Genomic DNA, 22771 nt, shown 5'->3' with positions numbered 1-22771 from the left:
CAAGATACTACAAAACCCCAGGCTGTTGATGACCTGGGGTTTTGCGTGCTTGTGGGCCCTGCGGGGCTCGAACCCGCGACCTGCGGATTAAAAGTCCGTAGCTCTACCAGCTGAGCTAAAGGCCCGCGCAACAAAATAGCCTAGCAATTACGCGCTTGTTTTTAATAATTACCCTCCGGAGTTTTGCCCTGCCCGCGTCGATAAGTTCACGCCCCGGAACTTTTTACCCCTCCTGTCCGACTGAATTAATAAGCAGGAATACTGCGGGCACTTGATGCAGGCTTCGACAAATCCGTCGGAGTACACGCATCGTTTATGTCTACTTTTTCAGTCGAGGAAACATGGATGTCGTCGATATATCTCGTTGGCAATTTGGCATAACCACCGTCTACCACTTCATTTTTGTCCCGCTGACAATTGGTCTAGCTCCGCTCGTCGCGCTCATGCAGACACTGTGGGCCACGACGAAAAATGACCTTTGGTACCGAGCGACGCGGCTTTTCGGCACCATCTTCATTATTAACTTCGCCATGGGCGTAGCCACGGGTATCGTCCAGGAATTCCAGTTCGGTATGAACTGGTCGGAGTACTCCCGCATGATCGGTGATGTCTTCGGCGGCCCGCTGGCTCTTGAAGGCCTCATCGCATTCTTCCTGGAATCCACTTTCCTGGGACTGTGGATTTTCGGCTGGGGGCGTATTCCCACCTGGATGCACACGCTCTCGATTTGGATTGTCGCTATTGCGGTGAATATCTCGGCGTATTTCATCATCGTCGCCAATTCGTTCATGCAGCATCCTGTAGGCGCGGTCTACAACCCGGAAACCGGCCGCGCAGAGCTTACAGACTTTGGCGCACTGTTGACCAACTCCACTGCCTTGGCAGCTTTCCCGCATGCCGTGGCCAGCTCTTTCCTTACCGCCGGCACGCTCGTTGTCGGCGTCAGTGGCTGGTGGCTGGTTCAGAGCCGCCGCGGTGGCCAGAGCAATACTGTTCACGAACGGACGTTTCACAAGTCCATGAAGGTCGGGCTCTGGACAACTGTGCTCAGCTCGCTGGCGGTGTTTATCACCGGCGATATCCAGGCCAAGCTTATGTTCGAGCAGCAGCCGATGAAGATGGCATCGGCCGAGTCCCTGTGCCACACGCAGACAGATCCAATGTTCTCGATTCTGACCGTCGGTACGCACAACAATTGCGACTCGGTGCTGCATCTCATCGAGGTGCCATGGGTGCTGCCTTTCCTGGCCGAGGGCAAGTTCAGTGGCGTCACGCTCCAGGGCGTGCAGGACCTGCAAGAAAAAGCTGAGGCGGTCTTCGGCCCAGGCAATTACTCTCCGAATCTGTTCGTCACATACTGGTCTTTCCGCGCCATGATTGGGCTCATGGTCGGTTCTCTGGCTATCGCGTTTTTCGCTTGGCTATTTACTCGCAAGGGGCGCGTGCCGACGGGCAAGCGAGCCCGCATTTTCGCCGCTTGCAGTATCCTCGCGATTCCGTTCCCGTTCTTGGCCAGCAGCGCTGGCTGGATCTTTACGGAGATGGGCCGTCAGCCCTGGATTGTGCACCCGAACCCGGATCACGCGGGCGACCCGCGCACCGAGCTGATTCGCATGACCGTCGATATGGGTGTGTCCGACCACGCACCGGCCACGGTGATTATCACCCTGGTGGGCTTTACCCTGCTCTACCTGATTTTGGCAGTGGTGTGGTTCTGGTTGATTCGCCGCGCAGTTATTGCCGGACCTCCGACCGAATCCGCTGAGGCTATCAACGCCATCGGCAATGACCCCGAGCACGCTGGCCCGTCGTCACCAATCGCTACCAATCTGGGCGCGATCATCTCGTCTCCGGTTCGATTCAACAAGGTCCATGCCCAGTCCGCTGCCAGCCCCGACTCCGAAGTCTCCGCGACTGAGGACACAAAGTAGATAAGGATGTATCTCTGACATGTTCGGATTAGATCTTCCCGTTTTGTGGTTTGTCCTGATCGCGTTCCTGTTCGCCGGCTACTTCCTTCTCGAGGGCTTTGACTTCGGCGTCGGAATGCTGCTGCCGTTCGTTGGCCGCGATGAACCGCGTCGTAAAGCGATGCTCGGAACTATCGGGCCGGTATGGGACGGCAACGAAGTGTGGCTAATTACCGCTGGCGGCGCGCTCTTCGCGGCGTTTCCGGAATGGTATGCGTCTATGTTTTCCGGCTTCTACCTGCCGCTCTTCCTGATTCTGGTGGCGTTGATTGTCCGTATCGTCGGGCTGGAATGGCGCTTCAAAGTCAACGATGAGCACTGGCGCGCCTGGTGCGACCGCGCGATTATCTTCGGCTCCTGGCTGCCTCCAATTCTGTGGGGCGTAGCGGTCGCGAACCTGGTGCGCGGTGTCCCGCTGAATGCCGACAAGAACTTGGACTCCGGCTTTAGTACCCTGCTCGGGTTGCTGAACCCGTACGCCCTGGTCGGCGGGATTGCGTTTGCGGCTGTGTTCGCTCTTCACGCAGTTACGTTCCTGCGGCTGAAGACCGCCGGCAAGCTACGCGACGAGGTCGGCAACGCCGCTCGAATTCCGGCACTGTCGGCGCTGATATTTGGCGGCGTGTTCCTCATCTGGACACAGCTGGGCTACGGAAAGACCTGGCTGTGGGCTGTTGTCGTCATCGCCGTCGCGGGGTTGGTCATTGCCATCTCCGCAACCGTAGGCAACCGCGATGGCATCGCTTTTTCCGCAACCGCCGTCACCGTGACTGCCGTCACCACCGTTGTCTTCGGCGCCATGTACCCGTACCTGATGCCGACGACGCTTGCCGACGGAGTCTCCCTCGATATCTGGAATTCCGCCTCTAACCCCTACACGCTGAAAATCATGACCTGGACCGCGCTGGTGATTACCCCACTGGTGATTGCCTACCAGGCGTGGACATACTGGGTATTCCGCAAGCGGTTGATGGCTGAACGTAAGGTCTCACAGTAGACCGTCCGTTGGAGGTTAGTTTCTAAAAAGTGGCACCTGTCGATCCGAAACTATTCAAGCTGTCGGCCCCAGCCTGGCGTTGGGTCATTTTCGCGGGCGCACTGACCGCCGCGAGCACAGGTGCCACAATCGCGTTGGGGCTGGCAATCGGCACTATTACGGCGCAGGTTCTGGGTGAGGCAACTCCTAATTGGACATTATTCGCGCTGATAGCCACGGCCGCTGTACTCGTTCGGGTGGCCTGCTCCTACGCGCTCGTGCGTTTCGGCCAATCTGCGGGTGCACGCGTGGCCACAGACCTGCGCAGCCGGGCACTGCGAGCCCTGGCTCTGCGCGATCCTCGCACTGTCGACACCGCGCACTGGCGCGCATTGCTTTCGGTCGGGCTCGATGGTGTGGCCGTCTACGTGGCGGAATTCCTCCCCGCACTGGTGGCCGCAGCGCTGGCTACCCCGATGGCACTGGTCGCAGTCGCATGGTTGGACCTCCCATCGGTTGCCATCGCGGTTGTCACGCTGCCACTCATTCCACTGTTCATGTGGCTGGTAGGTCGCCTCACTGAGGGCCGCACAGAACGCCGTCTGGCCGACATCGGCACGGTGCGTGGTCAGATTCTCGACCTGGTCATCGGCCTGCCAACGCTCAAAGCGCACAACATGGCCGACACCCCCAGCGAGGAAATCAAGCGCCTGTCGACCCGCCACCGGAAATCCACCATGGAGGTCCTGCGCATCGCTTTCCTATCCGCGTCGGTCCTGGAATTCCTCACCACCCTGTCAATCGCCCTCATCGCCGTCGGCATCGGTTTCCGACTTCTGGGAGGCCACATGACGCTGGCAACCGGCCTGGCAGTGCTCATCATCGCCCCAGAAATCTATGGCCCGGTGCGCCAGGTTGGCCAGAAATTCCACGCCGCCCAGGACGGTGTGGTCGCTGCCACCGAAGTCACGGAACTGTTAGACAAGGACGCTGGCCAGACTCCAAACTCCACAGACACCACCTCTGAAACTGTGGAAGAGGTGGCCGAAGGAACGTCGTCAAGCAGTGTCCACAGCGCCCCCACGGTCGTGTTCGAACGCCTTTCCGCGCCGGGGCGAGACGGCGTGCGGCCAAGTGAATTAAGCGCCATCGCGCAGCCAGGCACAGTGACGGTGCTGGCGGGGCCGAACGGCGTGGGCAAGACGACAGCGCTGCTTGCGGTCGCCGGCATCGTGCACGAGGGGTTGGAAGGCTCCGTAACTATTCGCGACGGCCAGCGCATTCTCCGTGACCAGGATCTGCTGCGGCGCATCGCGTGGCTGCCCCAGCGCCCAGTGTTGGACGCAGCGACGGTGGGAGACAATTCGCGGCGCTCGCTCGGGCAACGTCAGCGGGAGGCGCTTCGGCGCGAGCTTGCCGACGACACCCGCGACCTCGTCCTCCTCGATGAACCGACAGCTCACCTGGATGCCGACAGTGCGCAGTCCGTGATTAGGCTCCTGCACGCACGTGCCCGGCGCGGAGCCACAGTGATTGCCACCAGCCATGATCCGCTGTTGATTGCGGCCGCCGACGGCGTGGTGGAGGTGCAGTCGCGATGACTACTCTGCAAGCGCTTCGTCGCCTGGTGAAACCCCGCGACCTGGTTTGGCCGGTGTTGGCGGGCACCATCACGCTGCTGTCCGCGCTGAGTCTGACCGTGGTGTCGGCGTGGCTGATTACGCGTTCTTGGCAGATGCCACCGCTGATGGACATCACCTTGGCGGTGACGTCTGTGCGCGCGCTGGGTATTTCGCGAGCTGCGTTTCGATACCTCGACCGGTTGGTCTCCCACGATGTGGCGTTGCGCACCGCCGAGCGCTCGCGCGTGAAGCTATGGGAGCATTTCGTGGCCGACCGTACGCTGGCGCTGCGTGAGCGTTCCGATATTGTCACAGCGCTCGGGGCGAATATTGACGCACTTGCCGATGCCGTCGTGCGTTCAATAGTGCCCGCGTTGGTGGCGCTTATGACCTCTCTCATCGCCGTCATCTTCGTAGCGCTGCTCTCGCCTGCCGCTGCGGTTCTCCTGGCGGTGGGACTGCTTCTGGCCGGCGGTGTTGCTCCTTACCTGACGTATCGCACCACTGCGCGCTCAAGTCAGCGTCGCGCGGCCGCGCTTCAGTCGCATGCCGCTGCCGTCGAAACGCTGCTTTCCGACGCCGCCGGCCTGCGTATCCACGGCCAGTTGGATGAGGCAGTCTCTGCCGCGTCATCCTCCAGCAAAACGGTTGCAGCCATCGATGACGCCACAGGCCGAGCAAATGCCCGCGCCTCCGCGCTGAGCACCGCGGCTAGCGTGTTGACCGCTGTCCTGACCGTGGTCGTAGCGTCATGGTTGGTGACGGATTCGGCCGGGGGCGCTGGAGGCGGTTTGCTGCACTCCCCCGAGTGGCTGACAGTTCTGGTTCTGGTGCCGCTAGCTGCTTTTGAATCGGTTGGTCCGCTGCCAGCTGCTGCGCAAACACTGGCGCAATCGAGGGAAGCCTTGCTGACGCTTGCGTCAAGTGCGAGCGAATCAGAGGAAGCGGATGCCATGCGCTCAGCCCCAGCCCCCACAGCGCCAATTCACACGTCCACGCTCCCTCAGAACCACCTGACAGTTCGGCCAACTCTGCAGGTTCAAGACTTGATCGTGGGCTACCCCGACGACAACAGTTCGAATACTGCGGAAGAGCCCGCTGCCCAGCCAGCTCAACTGCCGATGCAAAACTTCGAGGTCACCTTTGGCGACTACCGGGAGATCACGGCGCCGTCGGGAAGCGGAAAGACCACGCTGCTGAAGACAATCGCCGGACTAATCCCGCCGGTTGCGGGCACGGTGACTATCACTGACGGAGACGGACGTGAGCTGTGGCGCAGTGCGGCAAGTGCCGGAGAGCCCCACGTAAACACGGAGCAGTGCGACTTGGTGCGTTTTATCGCCGAGGATGAGCACATTTTCGCCACGACGGTGCGGGACAACATCTCTATTGGTAACCCGCAGGTCAGCGACGATGACATCTACTCCGTACTGGACGCCGTGGGCCTGCGCAATTGGGTCGATGCCGCACCCGACGGCCTGGACACGATTCTGGACAGCGGCGCGGACAGTCTCTCGGGTGGTCAGCGGCGCAGGCTCATTCTCACCCGTGCGCTTGTCAGCACAGCGCCAATCCTGCTTCTCGACGAACCCACCGAACACCTCGACGAAGAGTCGAACCACATCCTGGAAATTCTCCGCAATACCACCGACCTGCCCGGTGGGAGGGGGCGCCGAACGGTGATCGTCGTCAGGCATCCGCGGACGCAGCGCTAACCGGGGCGATCCGATCTGCCAGATAAAACAGATTCGAAAACGGCAGTTCAGCGTGACACAATACTGTACGTGTTAGATACCTCCACGAGTCCACTCAGTGCCGCCACACCCGCCGATGCCACGTCCTCGCACATGCACATCGGCCCCTTTGAGCTCGCCTCCCCCGTGGTACTCGCGCCGATGGCCGGTATCACCAACGTGGCATTCCGCACCCTGTGCCGCGAGCAGGAGCTGCAGCGTACAGGCACGGTCTCGGGCCTCTATGTCTGCGAGATGGTCACCGCCCGCGCATTGGTCGAACGCAATGAAAAGACCATGCACATGACCACCTTCGCGCCCGACGAGAACCCCCGCAGCCTGCAGCTCTACACCACTGATCCGAAGTGGACCTACGAGGCCGCGAAGATGATTGTCGACGAAAACCTCGCCGACCACATCGATATGAATTTCGGCTGCCCGGTACCGAAGGTCACTCGCAAGGGCGGCGGCTCGGCACTGCCGTATAAGCGCCGCCTTTTCGGCAACATCGTCGCCGCAGCGGTAAAAGCCACTGAGGGCACGGACATCCCGGTGACCGTGAAATTCCGCGTCGGTATCGACGACGAGCACCACACGCATCTCGATGCCGGCCGCATCGCCGCTGAGATGGGCGCCCAGGCTGTGGCTCTGCACGCCCGCACCGCAGCGCAGCGCTACTCCGGCCACGCTGACTGGTCGCAGATCGCGTGGCTGAAGGAGCACATGGTCAACTCCGGCTTCAGCGATATCCCAGTGCTTGGCAACGGCGACATCTTTGCCTCCACCGATGCCCGCAAAATGCTCGACGAGACCGGCTGCGACGGTGTCGTCGTCGGTCGCGGCTGCCTTGGTCGCCCGTGGCTGTTCGCGCAGTTGTCCGCCGAGCTGCGTGGCGAAGAAGTGCCGCCGGCACCAACATTTGGTGAGGTCGCGGGGATTATCCGTCGTCACGCGGAACTGCTCGTGGAGCACGAGGGCGAGCGTAAAGGCTGCCGCGACCTGCGCAAGCACATTGCCTGGTACCTGCGGGGATACCCTGCCGGTAGTGAGGTGCGGAAGTCTCTTGCGCGCGTCGATTCGCTGGCAACGCTCGACGAGATTCTCGCACCGCTTTACGACGGCCCCAGCGCCCACGCCCGCCCGGAGGACGCCGACGGCGCCCGCGGCCGACAGGGGTCCCCTGCAAAGGTGGTCTTGCCGGAGGGCTGGCTGGACGACCCGGAGGACGACACCGTGCCCGAGGGCGCGGAGATTATGCACTCCGGTGGCTAAGCTTCGGTTCTGAGCGAGTGTTTACATAACTTTACGAGGGGTAATTGGGGGCTCCCCACTAACGCGCGACGTTGTTGAGGATTGCCTACTATGGAACGCATGCGCACTGTCTACCGAGAACAAATGGACAACTTGGCTCACAGCCTGATTGTGATGTGTGACCGAGTTGGCTCCATGCACAAGCTTGCGAACAAGGCCCTCTTCGAGGCTGATTTGGTCTCGGCTGAAACAGTTCTTTCCCAGATTGATTCTCTCGAGGACCTGCGCCAGGATGCGGAGCAGCGAGCCTTCGAGCTGTTGGCCCGCGAAGCTCCTGTGGCTGGTGATCTCCGACAGATTGTCAGTGGCCTCTACATTGTCGAGGACATCTCCCGCATGGGCGCGTTGAGTGTGCATATTGCCAACGTTGCCCGGCGTCGCCACCCGAACAAGGCACTGCCGGAGCCCGTGGAGGGGTTCTTCCGCGAGATGGCCTCCGTATCTGAGCAGATGACGCACGAAACCCGTCAGGTGCTCATCGACTACGACGTTGACCAGGCATTGGCCTTGGATAAGACCGATGACAGCATCGACGACATCCACCAGCACCTGTTTACGCTGACCAACGACGATAATTGGCCGCACTCCCCTGCACAGACAGTGGATGTCACTCTGCTGAGCCGCTTCTACGAGCGTTACGCGGATCACGCCGTCGAGGTTGCCGCCCGGATTATTTACCTGGCCACCGGTTACAAGCGCGATGTCTACCTGGACAAGCTCGAGGATGAGCGCGACCAGCGCAGCTTTAACCAACGCCTGCAGGCCTTGGAGCGTCACCTGCGTATGTAGGTCCGTGAAGCTGCAGGCTGTTGGGAGGCTGGGCTGTTGGGGGGGGTGTTTGGGCTGGGTTGTAGGGATGTTGGGGGTGGCTGCTGGCCTGGGGCTCGGGGTTTTAGGCCGGAGTGGAGCCGTTTTTAAGCCACACCAGGCTAAACACTGCCCCAGCCACAACACCGCCTCAAACCGAGAAACTGACTAGGTTTATGACACTTTACCGCCTGTAAACGCTATTCACCTGTCATAAACCTAGTCAGTAACTGTTTGTGCGATTACTTTTCGCGTTAGATGTCTGGAGAATGCCGATTCCTATATCGTGTCCATCCCCGCGGCCCAAGAGACAGCCGCTACTCAAGAGACAGCAACAAAAGACTTCTTTGACATTAAATCTGGGGTGACTGCCAGAACTCCCTGATCTGCCCCATCAATGGGCACAACGATTACCACGTTACCTGCGATTTCGCCGTTCTCATACACCGTCTCGAGGGTGTCAAACTCGTCAGGCGCCACCGCCCAAAGCTCCGTTTCGTCCGTGGTTTGGCCACCTGCAGTTACATAATTAATACCAAGCCAGGAACTCTGCCCCTGAGGGTCATTCCCCTTGTACTTTGCAGTAACATGCACAAGTCCGTATACAAACCCCTCTGGAGCAGGGTCATTGAACTGATTTTCCGCCAGAACCTCATCGTTAGCGTTTAGATTTACGCTATCGATAGTAATGGCCCACTGCTCACTTTCGATGGTCGTTCCAATCGGCAACGGATTCTCCCGACTACTGCCCGCAGCACCAGAATCGGAAGAATCAGATTTGCTTCCATCCGGGCTAGAGGCAGTCGTATCCCGATTGAACGCATCATCCACGGCATTGCCTACCGAAGAAACAAATACAATTGGCGCAATGAGCAATCCCAACACAGAAAGAATCAGAGCGATAAGAGCTGGTTTTTTGGTAGTTGCGCGCTGAAACAGTCCGACGACCGATAAAATAAATGCAACCGGTAGCGCCACCCAACCAATAATCAAAGCCCCCGGGATACAACCGAGTAAACCAATAATCGCAACTACAAGTGCAATGTAACCGACAATTGGCTTCGGCGCTTTCTCTTCGGCGATTACTGGCCAAGATTGCTCACCCACAGGGGAAAACTGAGGATTGAACTGCGCGTTTTGCTGGTTATCCATAATTGAATAACTCCTATGTAAATATATTTACCCAGATCCCTCTACAGTTTTCCGGGGGACGCTCGATTGCGTCTTCGGAAGATTACCCCGCCCGATAACAAACAGACAATTCCGCCCCAAAACAAACATTATTTTCACCCCCGGCCCCACACCGAAACAAACAGCAATCTCATAAACTGCAACAACAATAAGAGCCCCGTACCTCGCGTGAACACGCGTGAAGTACGGGGCTCTTTTTGGCTTATTACGGCATACGCAAAGCGTTTAACCGAAGCGACCGGAGATGTAGTCCTCGGTTTCCTTCTTGTCTGGATTCTCGAAGATCTTCTTGGTCGGGCCAACCTCAACCAGGCGACCCGGCTTACCGGTTGCCTCGAGGGAGAAGAATGCGGTCTGATCGGACACACGAGCTGCCTGCTGCATGTTGTGGGTCACGATGACGATGGTGAATTCTTCCTTCAGCTCATGAATCAGGTCCTCGATTGCCAGAGTGGAAATCGGGTCCAGTGCGGAACACGGCTCGTCCATCAGCAGAACTTCCGGCTCAACTGCAATTGCGCGTGCGATGCATAGACGCTGCTGCTGACCACCAGAGAGGCCGCCACCCGGCTTGTCCAGGCGGTCCTTGACCTCATCCCAGAGGTTGGCGCCGCGCAGGGACTTCTCGGCAACCTCCTGGAGATGAGCCTTGTTCTTAACACCGGCCAACTTCAGGCCAGCCACGACGTTGTCCTCGATGGACATGGTCGGGAACGGGTTCGGGCGCTGGAACACCATACCGATGGTGTTACGAACAGAGACCGGATCGATCTTCGGGCCATAGATGTTTTCGCCGTCGAGAAGCACCTCGCCAGTGACGTAGGCACCCGGGATGACCTCGTGCATACGGTTCAGCGAACGGAGCACGGTGGACTTACCACAGCCGGACGGGCCAATGAATGCGGTAACGGAACGTGGCGGGACGTGCAGGTCGACGTTCTGCACAGCGTGGAAATCGCCGTAGTAGATGTTGACATCGTTAAGGTCTAGGCGCTTAGCCATGGTCTTTCAAAAACCTTCCTTGAAATAGCGGACGTTAGGCGCCCAGCATTAACTGCTCTTGACGGAGAACTTGGCGGATATGACGCGCGCCAGGATATTGATGAGGGCAATGATGAGAACCAGCGTGAGCGCTGCGCCCCACATCTTGTCGAATGCCGCACCGGTATTACCGGCCTTGTACATGTCCAGCATGAACAGCGGCAGCGAGGACTGCGACTGGCCGAACGGGTTATAGGTGATGATTCGCGAGGTTGCAACCAGGATCAGCATCGGTGCGGACTCACCCATGACGCGGGCGACGGCCAGCATGATGCCGGTGACGATGCCCGACAGTGCGGTCGGGAGCACGATCTTCAAAATGGTCTTCCACTTCGGAACACCCAGAGCGTAAGAGGCTTCACGCAACTCGTGCGGAACGATGCGCAGCATTTCCTCGGTGTTGCGCACGACGATCGGCAGCATCAGCAGAACCAGCGCCAGCGAGACAGCGAAACCGGAACGGCTCATGCCGAACATGACCACCCACATCGAGTAGATGAACAGCGACGCGACGATCGACGGCACACCGGAGAGGATGTCGACCATGAAGGTGGTGACCTTGCCCAGACGGGAGTTACCTGCATACTCGACCAAGTAGATGGCAACGAAGATACCGAACGGCACGGTCATGAGAGTCGTGACCAGAGCCTGAACCAAGGTACCGACGATTGCGTGAGCAACACCACCGGCAGACGCACCAACAGTGACACCACGCTGGGAAGCAGTCCACCACTCACCACTCAGCAGTGACGGGGTGCCTCGGACGACAAGCTCGAAGAGAACCCACACCAGCGGGATCAGGGCAAGAGCCATGCAGCAGTAAATGAGGACCGTGGAGACGTTGTCTGCCACCTTGCGGGAACCCTTAATTTGGGTGAAAGCCGACTCCGTGGTGGGGACCATGTCTGCAGGGCCGTGAGGCGAAGAATCAGTAGTTGAACTAGTCATTGTTACTTCTCGTTTCTTTTCCTACGACCTTGCTACTTCTTCGCAATCATTCGGGCTGCGGAGTTGACCACGAAGGTCAGCAAGAACAGCACCAAACCTGCGGACATGTATGCGCCGGCCTTGAGGTTGTCATTGAACTCTGGTGCCGCATTAGCAATTGCGGTTGCGAAGGTGGTACCACCATCGAAAAGCGAGCCACGGAATGCCGAGGACGGGGAGATCACGAGGTAGAGAGCCATCGTCTCACCGAGAGCACGTCCCAGACCCAGCATCGAGCCGGAGATAAAGCCAGAACGACCGAATGGCAGAATAGCCAGCTTGACCATCTCCCAACGGGTCGCACCGAGAGCCAGCGATGCCTCAATGTGACCACGCGGGGTCTGAACAAAGACCTCACGGGTGGTAGCCGCGATAACCGGCAGAATCATAATTGCCAGCACAATGCCACCGGTGAAGAGGTTTCGACCGGTCTCGAATGCCGGCGAGTTTGGGTACAGGGCAAACATCGGGATAAAGCCCAGTGTCTTAGCCAACCACCCGTACAGACCAGCCAAGGCCGGACCGAGAGCCATAAAGCCCCACAGACCGTAAACAATCGACGGCACTGCGGCCAGCAAATCCACGAGGTAACCCAGCGGCTTGACCATCTGCTTTGGAGCATAGGCAGTCAGGAAGATAGCAATACCCAGCGCAACCGGCATAGCCAGAATCAGCGCCAGGATGGAAACCGCGACGGTCACCAGAAACATGTTCGGAATACCGAAGTACATGGCGGAGGTATCCGCCAGGTTCCATCGTTCGGTGTAGGTGAAGAAGTTCGCTTCGTTACGGGACATTGCCGGAACTGCGCGCAGGAGCAGGAACACTGCAATTGCGATGATGGCAGCAGTCACCAATGCGGAAGATCCTACCGCCAGAATCTTGAAGATTCGGTCACCAGGACGAACAACGCCGGTCTGAATGGCTTGCTCTTCCGAGCTCTCGTCGCCGGAGGAATCCACCTGCGGTGCTGAGGACTGCAACAGACTGCTGTCTACAGCCTCCTGCTTCCCTTCAATGGGAGTCGAGGAACTCATGATCTCATTTCCTAAGTAGAAGTGATTTGTGCTTCAACGCACATGAAGACCGATTGGCCTCAGTACCCCTCTACGAGCGGTACCCAATCAACTGAGGTGTCGATATATAAAGCCAACCGGTCTACGTCAGGTTTTCGGCCTACAGCTCAAATCTGCGTGGCCGGCTGAAGTGACCCTCGCGCCAACTGGGGTAACGACAGAGCTCACTCTGCTTTCACCCGCGTTGCACGCAAAGAATTACTTGATAGCGTCAACCGCTGCGGACAGCTTGTCCTTGAACTCACCTTGAACCGGGATGTAACCCAGCTCTTCGAGCTCTGGGCCCTGGCCCTCTTCCAGAACAACCTTCAGGAAGTTCTTAACCAGGTCACGAGTCTGCTCGTCGTAACCAGCGGAGCAGACGATTTCGTAAGTGGTCAGAACCAGCGGGTAAGCGCCTTCCTCATCCATTGCGAACAGAGCGTCGGTGTCAACAACCATGTTGTGACCCTCAGTCTTGAACGTGACGGAATCCAGAGCCTTACCGACGGTGTCGTTGTTCAGCTCAACCGGACCATGACCGAAGTCCATCTTGGCGATGCCCAGGTCCTTGTCCTCAGCGAAGCCAGCCTCGACGTAGGTGATAGCACCGTCGATGTTGGCGACCTCGTTGACAACACCAGCCGAGCCGTTAGCACCCTGGCCAGTAGCAGTCGGGAAGGACTTGGAAGCCTCGTGCTGCCACTGCTCCGGAGCAGCTGCGCTCAGGAACTTCATGAAGTTATCAGTAGTACCGGACTCCTCAGAGCGGTAGACAACCTTGATGTCCTTCTCCGGAAGATCGACACCCTCGTTGACCTCAGCGATCTTCGGGTCGTTCCACTTGGTGATCTTGCCGTCGAAGATTTCAGCAACCAGAGCCGGGGTCAGAGCGACGTCAACACCCTCGAGGTTGTAGGCAACGGCAACCGGACCGATAACCATCGGCAGGTGCCATGCTTCATTGCCGTCGCAGCGCTTCTTAGCCTCTGCGACCTGGTCCTTGCCGTCCTTCTCCTTCAGCGGGGAGTCAGAGCCAGCGAAAGCAACGGTGCCGGCAATGAACTGAGTCTGACCGGAACCAGAGCCAGATGCGTTGTACGACAGGGTCGAGCCGGTCTCTTCAAACTTGGTGGCAAACAAATCCATGGCGCGCTGCTGCGAGGTAGCGCCCTCGCCCTGCAGCTCACCGGTGACGTCAGCCAGACCCTCAACGTTAGAAGCGCCTTCGCCGCCCTCTTCAGAGCAAGCAGCCAGGGTAAGGCTTGCAACAGCGGCCAAACCAATGACAGATGCCGCACGGTTCTTCTTCAGCACAGTAAATCCTCCGGGGTTTTACACAATGAGTGAAACAGTTCACGTGGAACCGCCACACTCCGGTCCACTGCGCTGAACCTATCTACCGATAGTAACCGGAACCTGTTCAGAACATTAACAATTGGTGAACGGCGCAAGTAATTCTTTATTTATCCTCATTTTCCCTGTAAGAGGCCCTAAAATGCGCCCCTGAAACACTGAGGATTGGACAGCATCTCCTCAAAAACACAAGAATCATTGCCCCCGCGCCAGAGGAAAACCACCTAAAACTGAGATAAAGCTAAGCTCCCCCTTCAACAACTCGCCTTCAATAACTCCCCCAATAAACCGAACCGTCGCATCTACGCGCCGTACATCACATCACGGCGGGCCACCTCGAAACCGACCGCACGGTACGTGCGCACTGCCGGCGCATTGTCGCCTTCCACATAGAGAATTACCTTTTCCGCTCCCCGGTTCCGGAGATAGGAAAGCCCAACATTGGTCAGCCATCGCCCCAGGCCACGTCCGCGTGCCTTCGAGCTCAGCCCGATCACATACACCTCACCAGTTGGCACAGACTCCTCGGCGTGCCACTTCGTCCAGTGGAAACCGCAAATCTCCTCCGCACTGTCGCGCGCCCCGGCCACATCCGCAGCAAAGAACACGCCCTCCGGGTCGAACCACTGCACGTTCCGAGCGCGATCGAGTTGTGGCTGCGACCAACCTCCCTGCTCCGGATGCCAGTCAAACGCCTCATTATTCACAGCCAACCACGCCCGATCCACGGCCGCCTCACCCCACTTCGCGCGTGCCGCAGTCAGGGTTAGCGCTTCAACATCATCGCGCTTATCGACGGCCCCCGCAGCCTTCTCCAACGCTGAGCCCGAAATGGACATCTGCAACAGCTCGCGGATGACCTTGCGTCCCGTCAACTCTGCCAAACGACTGGCACCGGCGACATCACCGTGAGCCCAGACAGGCAGGCGCTCGCCGACCTCAGCATCGATGTGCGCAAGCAGCTTCGCCCCCACTCCTTGCTTACGAAACTCCGGGTCAACAACCATCTCCACAGCATCCGGCGCAACGGCGGCCAGGCCCAAGTAACGGCCGTTCTCAATAATCGCAAAGTGTCGATGCCCGAAAGAGTCGTCGTCAAGCCCTCGGACGAAAGCCTCGCCGAACGCCTCCACGCCGTCGGCGGAGTGGGCGTGCTGCAGTAGCGTATCGGCGGCGGTGGTGTCTACGTCAAGCAGTTCGGTTACGTTCATACGCCCCACCCTATACACAGCAGCGAATTCAACACTTCCCCGATGTCGTCTGAGCCAAAAGCGATGGGGTACTAATAGAGTGTGTCCATTTCCCGACGACAGAAGAAGATCGGTGGCTCTATCCTCGCCGTTGCCGCGCTGGTAGTCGCCACCGACATGGGCTTCGCCAGCCATGCGGAGTACAAGCTCTCCGAGCATATTCAGGAGACTGCTCAGCTGGAGATGACCCCATACGTCGCCATTGGTGGCAAGGCCTACTTGTCTTCCTTTGTTACGGGTAAGTGGAGCTCCGTAACCTCGCGCATCCGCGATGTCGAGGTGCCCGACTTCGGCTTGGTATCTCTGGAGTACGGAGCTTCCAACGTTAAGATCCCGGCATCGGCAGTGCTCAGCGGTAATTTCCCAGAATCGCCGACGAAGCAGTACTTCACTAAGCTCTCGCTCGACGGAGTCTCTCTGGGAAACAAGCTGGGACTGACCGATTTGAGCATCCAGAGCCTGAAGGACTCCTCCCCCACCGGCGGCTGGGAGACCGAGGCTATCTTCGAGGCCACGCCAGCCGGATGGCAGGGAAAAACCCAGGTTACGGCGAAGTTGCGCATTGTCAGCCGCGACGTGGTCATTACGCCGATGGAGATTATTTCTGCGCCCTCGTCCCCAACGGATTCTAAAAGCCACATCAAACCTGAGCTGTCTGAGGCTGATACGCAGCACATTATGGACACCTTCGCTCTGACACTGCGGGATTCAGATATACCGATGGGCATGCCGGCGACTCGCGTGTACGTGTCGGGCGGTTCTATCACCATCGAAGGCGAACAGATTCTGTGCACCGTGTCGCCAACAAACTTCATGCCGCCGACATCCCAGCAGGATGCCGAGGCGTCAGCTCAATCCACGGAGAAGCTGCCGGAGAAGAACTGTCGGGTGCGTCGCTAAGGCCGTCGTCAAGCATCGCCGTTAAGCGTCGGTGCAGCGTTAGCACCATGCGACAACAGCCCATACATGGCCACAAGAGCTTCAGCGGTAGAGTGTGAAGCATGACCGAGAAGAATGGCAGCAACCAGACAGACGCCGCTGCACAGGAGCCTGCAGCTGCGGAAGCCCCTCGCCTCGACGGCAACGAGGCCATCAACCGCGCGGCCGAACAGGCCAAGAGCACCGCTACGCGCAACATCACTGAGCTTGAGGGGCTCCCGATCCCCGACGAGACCGCTAACCTGCGCTTCGGCCCGAATATTCACGACGGCCTGCTGGCACTACTGCCGCTGGTCGGCGTGTGGCGCGGTGAGGGGCAAGCGAACACTGTCGTCGACGGTGAGTACAACTTCGGCCAGCAGCTCATTTTCAGCCATGATGGCGAGAACTACCTGAAGTATGAGTCGCGCATCTGGAAGCTGGACGAAGAAGGCGAGCCGACCGGCCCTGACCAGCGCGAAACAGGATTTTGGCGCATTAACAACGAGGACGAGATTGAGTTCATCTGCGTCCACTCCACCGGCGTCACTGAGATTTACTACGGCAAGCCGGTCTCCGAGCGCGCATGGGAGCTGCAAGCAGCCTCCACAATGGTCACTGCTACCGGTCCTGCATCCCTTGGCCCGGGCAAGCGCCTCTACGGGCTGATGCCGAACAACGATCTCGGGTGGGTAGACGAGCGCCTGCGGGATGAGGAGTTCGCTCCCCGCATGTCCGCGCAGCTCAAGCGCTACGCGGGCTAGGTTCTCCCCGCTTTACGACGGGCGTTGTGTGGCCTTACTGCGGCGCCCAACTGCATCAAGCCCTACTGTTTGGGGCCCTACTGCGTCGCCAGCGCCTTGTCACACAGGTCGCGGAATTCCTTTTCCGCGATTGCATCCGGCTGCCGGATGGGCTCACCATCGATGGACTTAACCACGACCGCGATACGCACCGAAGACACCAGCCATACCGCATCGGCGGTGAATAGGTCCCCGGGCACCAGGACCGTCGGGGTGACTTTCCAGCCGCAGTTGGCGGCTGTTTCAAACAGCGCTGCCTGAGTTGTGCCCGGCAGCACTCCTTCACCGGGGTTGGGAGTCAGCAGCTCATTGCCGCGCTGAACGATGATGGTCGATGTTGGGCCTTCCAAGAGCTTGCCCTCTGCGGAGGTGAAGATGACATCGTCAAACCCCTTGGACTTGGCATAGCGCAAAGCGGCCATATTAGCTGCGTATGACAACGTTTTCGCGCCGATGAGCGCCCACGGTGCACGGGAGCCAAGGTCGAGCGAGAAACCGCGCTCTGCAAGCATGACCGATACCGGCTTCAGACGGTTTTCCGCCACCTTTTCCGCGGAGCTAGCCAAAACGTAGCCAGTCGGCTCTCCGGTGGACTCGCGACCACGCGAGTACACCCACCGCAACGTCGCATCCCCCTCAATTGACCTATCGCGCAACTCCTGTAGTGCGACCTCGGTAGCCGCCCGCCACTGCTGCAGATCTGGGGTTGGCAAATCCAGCATTAGCGCTGACGATGCGAATCGCTTCTCATGCCGGTCGGTATTACAGGTATGACCACCCCTGACCAGGAGTGTTTCAAAAACTCCGTCGCCGCGAATAGCTCCGAGATCATCCGCGTAGAGGAACGGCTGTCCTGCCTCGACAGCAATCGGGCCGCCGTCTGCGAAGACGTCGATAAGCACTAGAGAAGAAAGCGAATCCGTCATACACACAAGCTTAATCCATGCTTAATTTGAGGATTTCTGGTTAACATGAGGGAGTGAGTGTTGAGTATGTAAGTCCTTTGATGTCTCACGTGGCTGGCGCCGCTGCCCTCGAACTGGGCGGACAGATGGAAGGTTTGGAGAAGGCCTCAGAGAACGCCCCAGACGGAAACTCAGCGAAAAACGTTGAGCAAACCGCAGGGCAAGCTAGCGTGGCATGGCACTACGGCCGTCCGCTGGTAGAGCAACGTCATCTGCAGGAGGACTGCGGCGTAGTAGATCGCTCGTACTACCGCGTTATTGAGGTCACTGGCGAGGATCGCCTGACCTACCTCAACACACTTTTTTCGCAGAAGGTCGACGAAGCCGCTCCCGGCACTGTCACTGAAGCACTGAACCTGGATGCAAACGGTCACGTTCTCCATCACATGACGTTGACTGTTTTGGACGATTCCGTGCTTATCGACGTGCCCCCTGCTGGCTTCGACTCCCTGTTGAAGTACCTGAACATGATGGTGTTCTGGTCCAAGGTGGAAATTGCTGAAGTAGAACGGGCGATTATTTCCGTCATGGGGCCGAATGCCCCTGAGGTACTGGTAGCCGCCGGCCTCGCATTCCCGCAGGTGGGTAAAGCTACGACTGTGGGACATTCCTACGTCCGGCACCTGCCGTGGCCACGCGGCGGGCGTGTGGATGTGCTCGTACGCCGACAGGATTTAGTCGGTGCTTGGGACGCGCTGGTGGCCGCTGGCGCCTCCCCAGTCGGCCTGATGGGCTGGGAGGCCGAACGCGTAGTCTCCTTGCGGCCAGAGCTGGGAATCGACGTAGACGAGAAGATGATTCCGCATGAGGCTCCCCGCTGGATTGCCTCTGAATTCGACACGGCTGCCGTGCACTTGGACAAGGGCTGCTATCGCGGCCAAGAGACGGTATCACGTGTCCACAATGTTGGTCGCTCCCCACGAGTTTTGGTGATGCTGCAGCTCGACGGCTCGGCCACCCTGCCGGAAACCGGCGATCCAGTGATGATGGGCAAGCGCGCCGTGGGCCGCGTGGGCACCGTCGTGCAACATGCCGATTACGGCCCGATTGCTTTGGCTCTGCTTAAACGCTCAGCTCAGGAGCGCGAGGGCCTTGTGGTGGGTGACTGCGCCGTGGCCGTCGACCCTTCCTCCATCGACCGCGTTGAGCAGCTGCCGCCGGGCCGTGTGGCCATCAACCGCCTGCGTGGGAAATAGGTAACAGGAAATAGGTAAAGCCACCAGACAGAGTGGTGAAAAAATAACTTTTTCCATTCTTTTTCAGAAAGGATATTTCCCCAGGCCACAGCACATATTGAGTTGCCTGAGCGCGAGGACACAACCCACTATGGGCCTCCCCGCGTAACCCCTTCGTCTAAAAATCGGCTATGGTGTCTTACAGGAATTAACGCAATAAGACATAAGTGGGTCGGCCGTATCCCCGTGCCGTCCCACGGATTACACAAGGGGGTCAGGCCATGGGTCGCGGCCGTGCGAAAGCAAAGCAGGCGAAGGTTGCCCGTCAGCTCAAGTACGATTCACCAGAAATGGATTTGGAACGTCTGCAGCGGGAACTCGTCGGCAAGTCGAACGAGTCCGATCGAGACGACTATTACTCTGACTGGGAGGAATGGGCCTCAGGCGCTGGTCGCGACAGCTAGCGCAAGCTAACCGCTGTCGTATTTTCCGCAAAGCGTTTCTATTTCAATAAAGCAAGCACCCACCAACGATTCCGTTGGTGGGTGCTTGCTTTTGCTTAGTCGACTGCGTTTATGTTCCGCCGATTATGTTCGGCGGTGGCGGATCAATCCGAGTTACTGACTGCGTTTATGACAAAAATCGCCCGAAAAACGGCTCGAAAGTGTCATAAACTCATACAGTTTCACATTTGCAGCCCGTGGTTTTCTGGGATCTCCGTTGTGCAACCCAGAATCTAGACCGCCCCGTCGCATCAGTAGGCCGCCCTCCACGGCAGACCAGCCGGCCCAGTCCCCGGCCGCCCGTCGCAGTAAACCGACGGCCGGCCGACGCTTAGAAGCGCGGGTGGCTGCCGCGCAAAACAGCCCCGTCCTCGCCAGCCTCGCTCTTGCGGACAGTACCCAGCTCCCAAGCGTTGATGTGGCGGGCAGTCAGCAGAGCCAGGGCACGATCGCGGTCCTCTGCGGAAACAATCGCAACCATGCCGACACCCATGTTGAAGGTCTTCTCCATCTCCTCGCGGGAGACGTTGCCGAGCTCAGCAATGGTCTTGAAAATCGGACCCGGGGTCCAAGTTGCGCGGCTCATGTCGGCGGTCAGGCCTTCCGGCATGATGCGAACCATGTTGCCAGCCAATCCACCACCGGTGACGTGGCAGAAAGTGCGGACCTCGGCCTCGTTCATGAGAGCCAGGCAATCCTTCGCATAAATCTTGGTTGGCTCCAGCAGCTCCTCACCGAGGGTGCGCCCGAAATCCTCGACATAACCGTCGAGCTCCAGACCGGCCTTCTCCAGGAGAACGTAGCGAGCCAGCGAGTAGCCATTGGAGTGAAGTCCAGAGGACTCCATGGCGATAATGACATCGCCCTCACGCACGCGGTCCGGGCCGAGAAGCTTGTCCTCTTCCACGACACCGACGCCGGTAGCTGAGACATCGTACTCACCCGGTTCCATCACACCCGGGTGCTCTGCAGTCTCGCCACCCAGGAGCGCGCAACCCGCCTGGACACAACCCTCGGCGATGCCGGAAACGATCTCGGCGACGTGCTCCGGCACGACCTTGCCAATTGCAATGTAGTCCTGCAGGAACAGCGGCTCGGCACCGCACACGACCAGATCATCGACGACCATGGCGACCAGGTCCAGGCCAATGGTGTCGTGCTTGCCGACGGCCTGCGCCACGGCCAACTTGGTCCCCACACCATCGGAGGATGCGGCCAGCAGCGGCTTTTCGTAGTTGCCCAGTGCAAACAGGCCGGCAAAACCACCGAGCCCGCCACGGACCTCTGGGCGAGTGGCCTTCTTGGCAATCGGGGCGAATAGTTCAACAGCGCGGTCGCCGGCTTCGATGTCGACACCGGCTGCAGCGTAGGAAGCACCAGAAACGTTCTCGGTCATTAGAGGCTCTCGCTTTAAACTTTCTCCCCCGGGCGGCGTTACTGCCGTATCCGGGAGTATTGGCGGACCAGGAACAAAGCAACGGCTGCACTCCACGGCACCGCTTGCGCTTCGTTCTCGGTTCAGTTCTCGTAGTTCATTCTAAGGAGGTTTCGAGGCTAATTGCTCGTTGCGGCTTTGGCAGCCTGGGCTGCCTGCATCCTCTCCACAGCTGCCGCATTCGGATTGCCCTCCGGCAGCCCCAGTGGGTATTTGCCATCGAAGCAGGCACAGCACACTTCGCTCTTTGCCTGTTCGGAAGCGGCGACCATGCCATCGATGGAGACAAATCCCAGGCTGTCGGCGCCAATCGCGGTTGCGATACCGGCGACGATGTCATTCTCATCTACGCCGTTGGCCAACAGCTCGCCCGGAGAGGCGAAGTCAATGCCGTAGAAGCACGGCCATTTCACCGGCGGCGCGGCGATGCGCACGTGCACTTCCTTTGCACCGGCCTCACGCAGCATGCGAATCAGGGCACGCTGAGTGTTGCCGCGGACGATGGAGTCATCGACCACGACCAAGCGCTTACCGGCGATAACTTCCTTCAGCGGGTTCAGCTTCAGTCGGATGCCCAGCTGACGAATCGTCTGCGAAGGCTGAATGAAGGTACGCCCCACGTAGCCGTTTTTGGTCAGCCCCTGTCCAAACGGGATGCCCGATTCCTGGGCGTAGCCAACAGCGGCCGGGGTACCGGATTCCGGCACCGGCATCACCAGGTCACCGTCAGCCGGGAACTCGCGGGCCAACTGGCGGCCCAGCTCAAGACGCACCGCGTTGACGGAGCGACCACGGATGTTGGAGTCCGGGCGCGCCAGGTAGACGTACTCAAAAATGCATCCAGCGTGGGTGGTCTCGGCAAAACGCTGCGAACGCACACCGGAAGCATCAATGGTCACCATCTCGCCTGGCTCGATCTCGCGGACGAACGATGCACCGACGATATCCAGCGCGCAAGTCTCGGATGCGACTACCCAGCCACCGGACAGGCGCCCCAGGCACAGCGGGCGCACACCGTATGGGTCACGCGCGGCGTACAGCGTCTCGCCATCGGTGAAAGTAAGACAGAAAGCGCCCTTCAAACGCGGCAGCAGTGCCATCGCGGCCGCTTCTACATTGGTGCTGCAGCCGTAATCTTCGGGGTGGTCAATCTTGCCGGTTTCGTCGGCAAGCAAAGTGGTCATGATTGCGGAGTCACTGGGCAGCTCGCCCTCTTCACGCAGCAGGCCCTTGTCGACCGCCTCATGGAACAGCGTGAGGTGGTTGGTCAGGTTGCCGTTGTGCCCCAGCGCGATGTCCGTGCCGTCGGAGGCCATCTGGAACATCGGCTGTGCATTCTCCCACGCAGGAGCGCCAGCGGTGGTGTAGCGCGTGTGCCCCACCGCTACGTGCCCCTTCAGAGCGTCGAGCGTCTGCTCATCAAAAACCTGGGAAACAAGGCCCAGGTCCTTGAATACGAGAATTTGGTCGCCGTCGCCGACTGCGATACCGGCGGCTTCCTGGCCGCGATGCTGCAGGGCAAACAGGCCATAGTAGGTGAGTTTGGACACGTCTTCGCCAGGTGCCCAAACGCCAAAAACGCCACATTCTTCGCGCGGGGATGTCTCCCCCAAATCGTCGTATGGCGAAATTGGCAAAAGTTTGGTCTTTGGTGCACCTGAAATGTTGGTATC

Annotated in this window: 19 protein-coding genes and 1 tRNA gene; 10 read left to right on the top strand and 10 right to left on the bottom strand. The window is 59.1% G+C overall.

Translation table 11 applies throughout. The annotated features are described in order from the left end of the window. Positions 1 to 52: 52 nt before the first annotated feature. A tRNA-Lys gene (locus tag QKE19_RS08815) sits at positions 53 to 125 on the bottom strand. Between the two features lie 216 nt (positions 126 to 341). On the opposite strand from QKE19_RS08815, the gene QKE19_RS08810 reads away from it, so the two are divergent. The 6 genes from QKE19_RS08810 (at position 342) to phoU (ending at position 8401) form a co-directional block, all read left to right on the top strand. Next, positions 342 to 1931, top strand: a complete 1590-nt coding sequence (locus tag QKE19_RS08810) for a cytochrome ubiquinol oxidase subunit I (protein ID WP_070643088.1) — start codon at positions 342 to 344, stop codon at positions 1929 to 1931. Between the two features lie 19 nt (positions 1932 to 1950). After that, positions 1951 to 2967, top strand: coding sequence for a cytochrome d ubiquinol oxidase subunit II (gene cydB / locus QKE19_RS08805; protein ID WP_016421374.1), 1017 nt, complete (start codon positions 1951 to 1953; stop codon positions 2965 to 2967). A 29-nt stretch (positions 2968 to 2996) separates the two neighbouring features. Then, entirely contained in the window at positions 2997 to 4547 is a 1551-nt protein-coding gene (locus QKE19_RS08800) for an ABC transporter transmembrane domain-containing protein (protein ID WP_083280629.1), read from the top strand. Beyond that, positions 4544 to 6283, top strand: coding sequence for a thiol reductant ABC exporter subunit CydC (gene cydC / locus QKE19_RS08795; protein ID WP_347890828.1), 1740 nt, complete (start codon positions 4544 to 4546; stop codon positions 6281 to 6283). The genes QKE19_RS08800 and cydC overlap by 4 nt, the downstream gene beginning before the upstream one ends. Before the next feature lie 132 nt (positions 6284 to 6415). Then, complete coding sequence (dusB, locus tag QKE19_RS08790) at positions 6416 to 7573, top strand: tRNA dihydrouridine synthase DusB (protein WP_347890830.1); 1158 nt, start codon at positions 6416 to 6418, stop codon at positions 7571 to 7573. A 90-nt stretch (positions 7574 to 7663) separates the two neighbouring features. Then, positions 7664 to 8401 (top strand): phosphate signaling complex protein PhoU, encoded by a 738-nt coding sequence (gene phoU / locus QKE19_RS08785; protein ID WP_080969597.1) that lies wholly within the window; start codon positions 7664 to 7666, stop codon positions 8399 to 8401. 339 nt (positions 8402 to 8740) lie between these two features. On the opposite strand, the gene QKE19_RS08780 is transcribed toward phoU, so the two are convergent. The 6 genes from QKE19_RS08780 to mshD all read right to left on the bottom strand — a co-directional run bounded on the left by QKE19_RS08780 (position 8741) and on the right by mshD (position 15260). After that, positions 8741 to 9571 carry a hypothetical protein gene (locus tag QKE19_RS08780; protein ID WP_049193810.1) on the bottom strand — a complete coding sequence of 277 codons (831 nt, stop codon included), beginning with the start codon at positions 9569 to 9571 and terminating at the stop codon, positions 8741 to 8743. Between the two features lie 264 nt (positions 9572 to 9835). Next, positions 9836 to 10612, bottom strand: coding sequence for a phosphate ABC transporter ATP-binding protein PstB (pstB, locus tag QKE19_RS08775; RefSeq protein ID WP_016421380.1), 777 nt, complete (start codon positions 10610 to 10612; stop codon positions 9836 to 9838). A 48-nt stretch (positions 10613 to 10660) separates the two neighbouring features. Next, positions 10661 to 11554: a phosphate ABC transporter permease PstA gene (gene pstA, locus QKE19_RS08770; protein WP_256881912.1), complete on the bottom strand. Its 894-nt coding sequence runs from the start codon at positions 11552 to 11554 to the stop codon at positions 10661 to 10663. A 77-nt stretch (positions 11555 to 11631) separates the two neighbouring features. Then, positions 11632 to 12675, bottom strand: coding sequence for a phosphate ABC transporter permease subunit PstC (gene pstC / locus QKE19_RS08765; protein WP_323633034.1), 1044 nt, complete (start codon positions 12673 to 12675; stop codon positions 11632 to 11634). A gap of 237 nt (positions 12676 to 12912) precedes the next feature. Beyond that, entirely contained in the window at positions 12913 to 13974 is a 1062-nt protein-coding gene (gene pstS / locus QKE19_RS08760) for a phosphate ABC transporter substrate-binding protein PstS (protein ID WP_224433877.1), read from the bottom strand. Positions 13975 to 14351: 377 nt separating this feature from the next. Next, positions 14352 to 15260 (bottom strand): mycothiol synthase, encoded by a 909-nt coding sequence (gene mshD / locus QKE19_RS08755; protein ID WP_347890827.1) that lies wholly within the window; start codon positions 15258 to 15260, stop codon positions 14352 to 14354. 81 nt (positions 15261 to 15341) lie between these two features. Here mshD and QKE19_RS08750 point away from each other — a divergent pair, with 81 nt between their 5' ends. Together QKE19_RS08750 and QKE19_RS08745 are read left to right on the top strand one after the other, a co-directional pair. Beyond that, complete coding sequence (locus QKE19_RS08750) at positions 15342 to 16199, top strand: DUF2993 domain-containing protein (protein ID WP_070438789.1); 858 nt, start codon at positions 15342 to 15344, stop codon at positions 16197 to 16199. A gap of 101 nt (positions 16200 to 16300) precedes the next feature. Beyond that, complete coding sequence (locus QKE19_RS08745; protein ID WP_049173064.1) at positions 16301 to 16981, top strand: FABP family protein; 681 nt, start codon at positions 16301 to 16303, stop codon at positions 16979 to 16981. A gap of 77 nt (positions 16982 to 17058) precedes the next feature. On the opposite strand, the gene QKE19_RS08740 is transcribed toward QKE19_RS08745, so the two are convergent. Beyond that, a complete protein-coding gene (locus QKE19_RS08740) occupies positions 17059 to 17946 on the bottom strand; it encodes an aminodeoxychorismate lyase (protein ID WP_049190238.1) in 888 nt (295 codons plus the stop codon). Between the two features lie 80 nt (positions 17947 to 18026). Here QKE19_RS08740 and QKE19_RS08735 point away from each other — a divergent pair, with 80 nt between their 5' ends. Continuing rightward, complete coding sequence (locus tag QKE19_RS08735) at positions 18027 to 19181, top strand: folate-binding protein YgfZ (protein WP_016421388.1); 1155 nt, start codon at positions 18027 to 18029, stop codon at positions 19179 to 19181. Positions 19182 to 19441: 260 nt separating this feature from the next. After that, positions 19442 to 19624 carry a DUF3073 domain-containing protein gene (locus tag QKE19_RS08730; RefSeq protein WP_005511943.1) on the top strand — a complete coding sequence of 61 codons (183 nt, stop codon included), beginning with the start codon at positions 19442 to 19444 and terminating at the stop codon, positions 19622 to 19624. Between the two features lie 370 nt (positions 19625 to 19994). Here the strand turns inward: QKE19_RS08730 and purM are convergent, their stop codons facing one another. Together purM and purF are read right to left on the bottom strand one after the other, a co-directional pair. Next, positions 19995 to 21059 (bottom strand): phosphoribosylformylglycinamidine cyclo-ligase, encoded by a 1065-nt coding sequence (purM, locus tag QKE19_RS08725; RefSeq protein ID WP_016421389.1) that lies wholly within the window; start codon positions 21057 to 21059, stop codon positions 19995 to 19997. 158 nt (positions 21060 to 21217) lie between these two features. Then, the gene (gene purF, locus QKE19_RS08720; RefSeq protein ID WP_222865207.1) at positions 21218 to 22735 is read right to left on the bottom strand and encodes an amidophosphoribosyltransferase; all 1518 of its coding nucleotides are present in this window, start codon (positions 22733 to 22735) and stop codon (positions 21218 to 21220) included. Positions 22736 to 22771: the final 36 nt, after the last annotated feature.

It is taken from the genome of Corynebacterium sp. c8Ua_99, assembly GCF_039907185.1.
Lineage (GTDB): Bacteria > Actinomycetota > Actinomycetes > Mycobacteriales > Mycobacteriaceae > Corynebacterium > Corynebacterium jeikeium_D.
The sequence above is the reverse complement of the archived record's forward strand: the minus strand, read 5'-3'. Positions and strand labels throughout refer to the sequence as shown.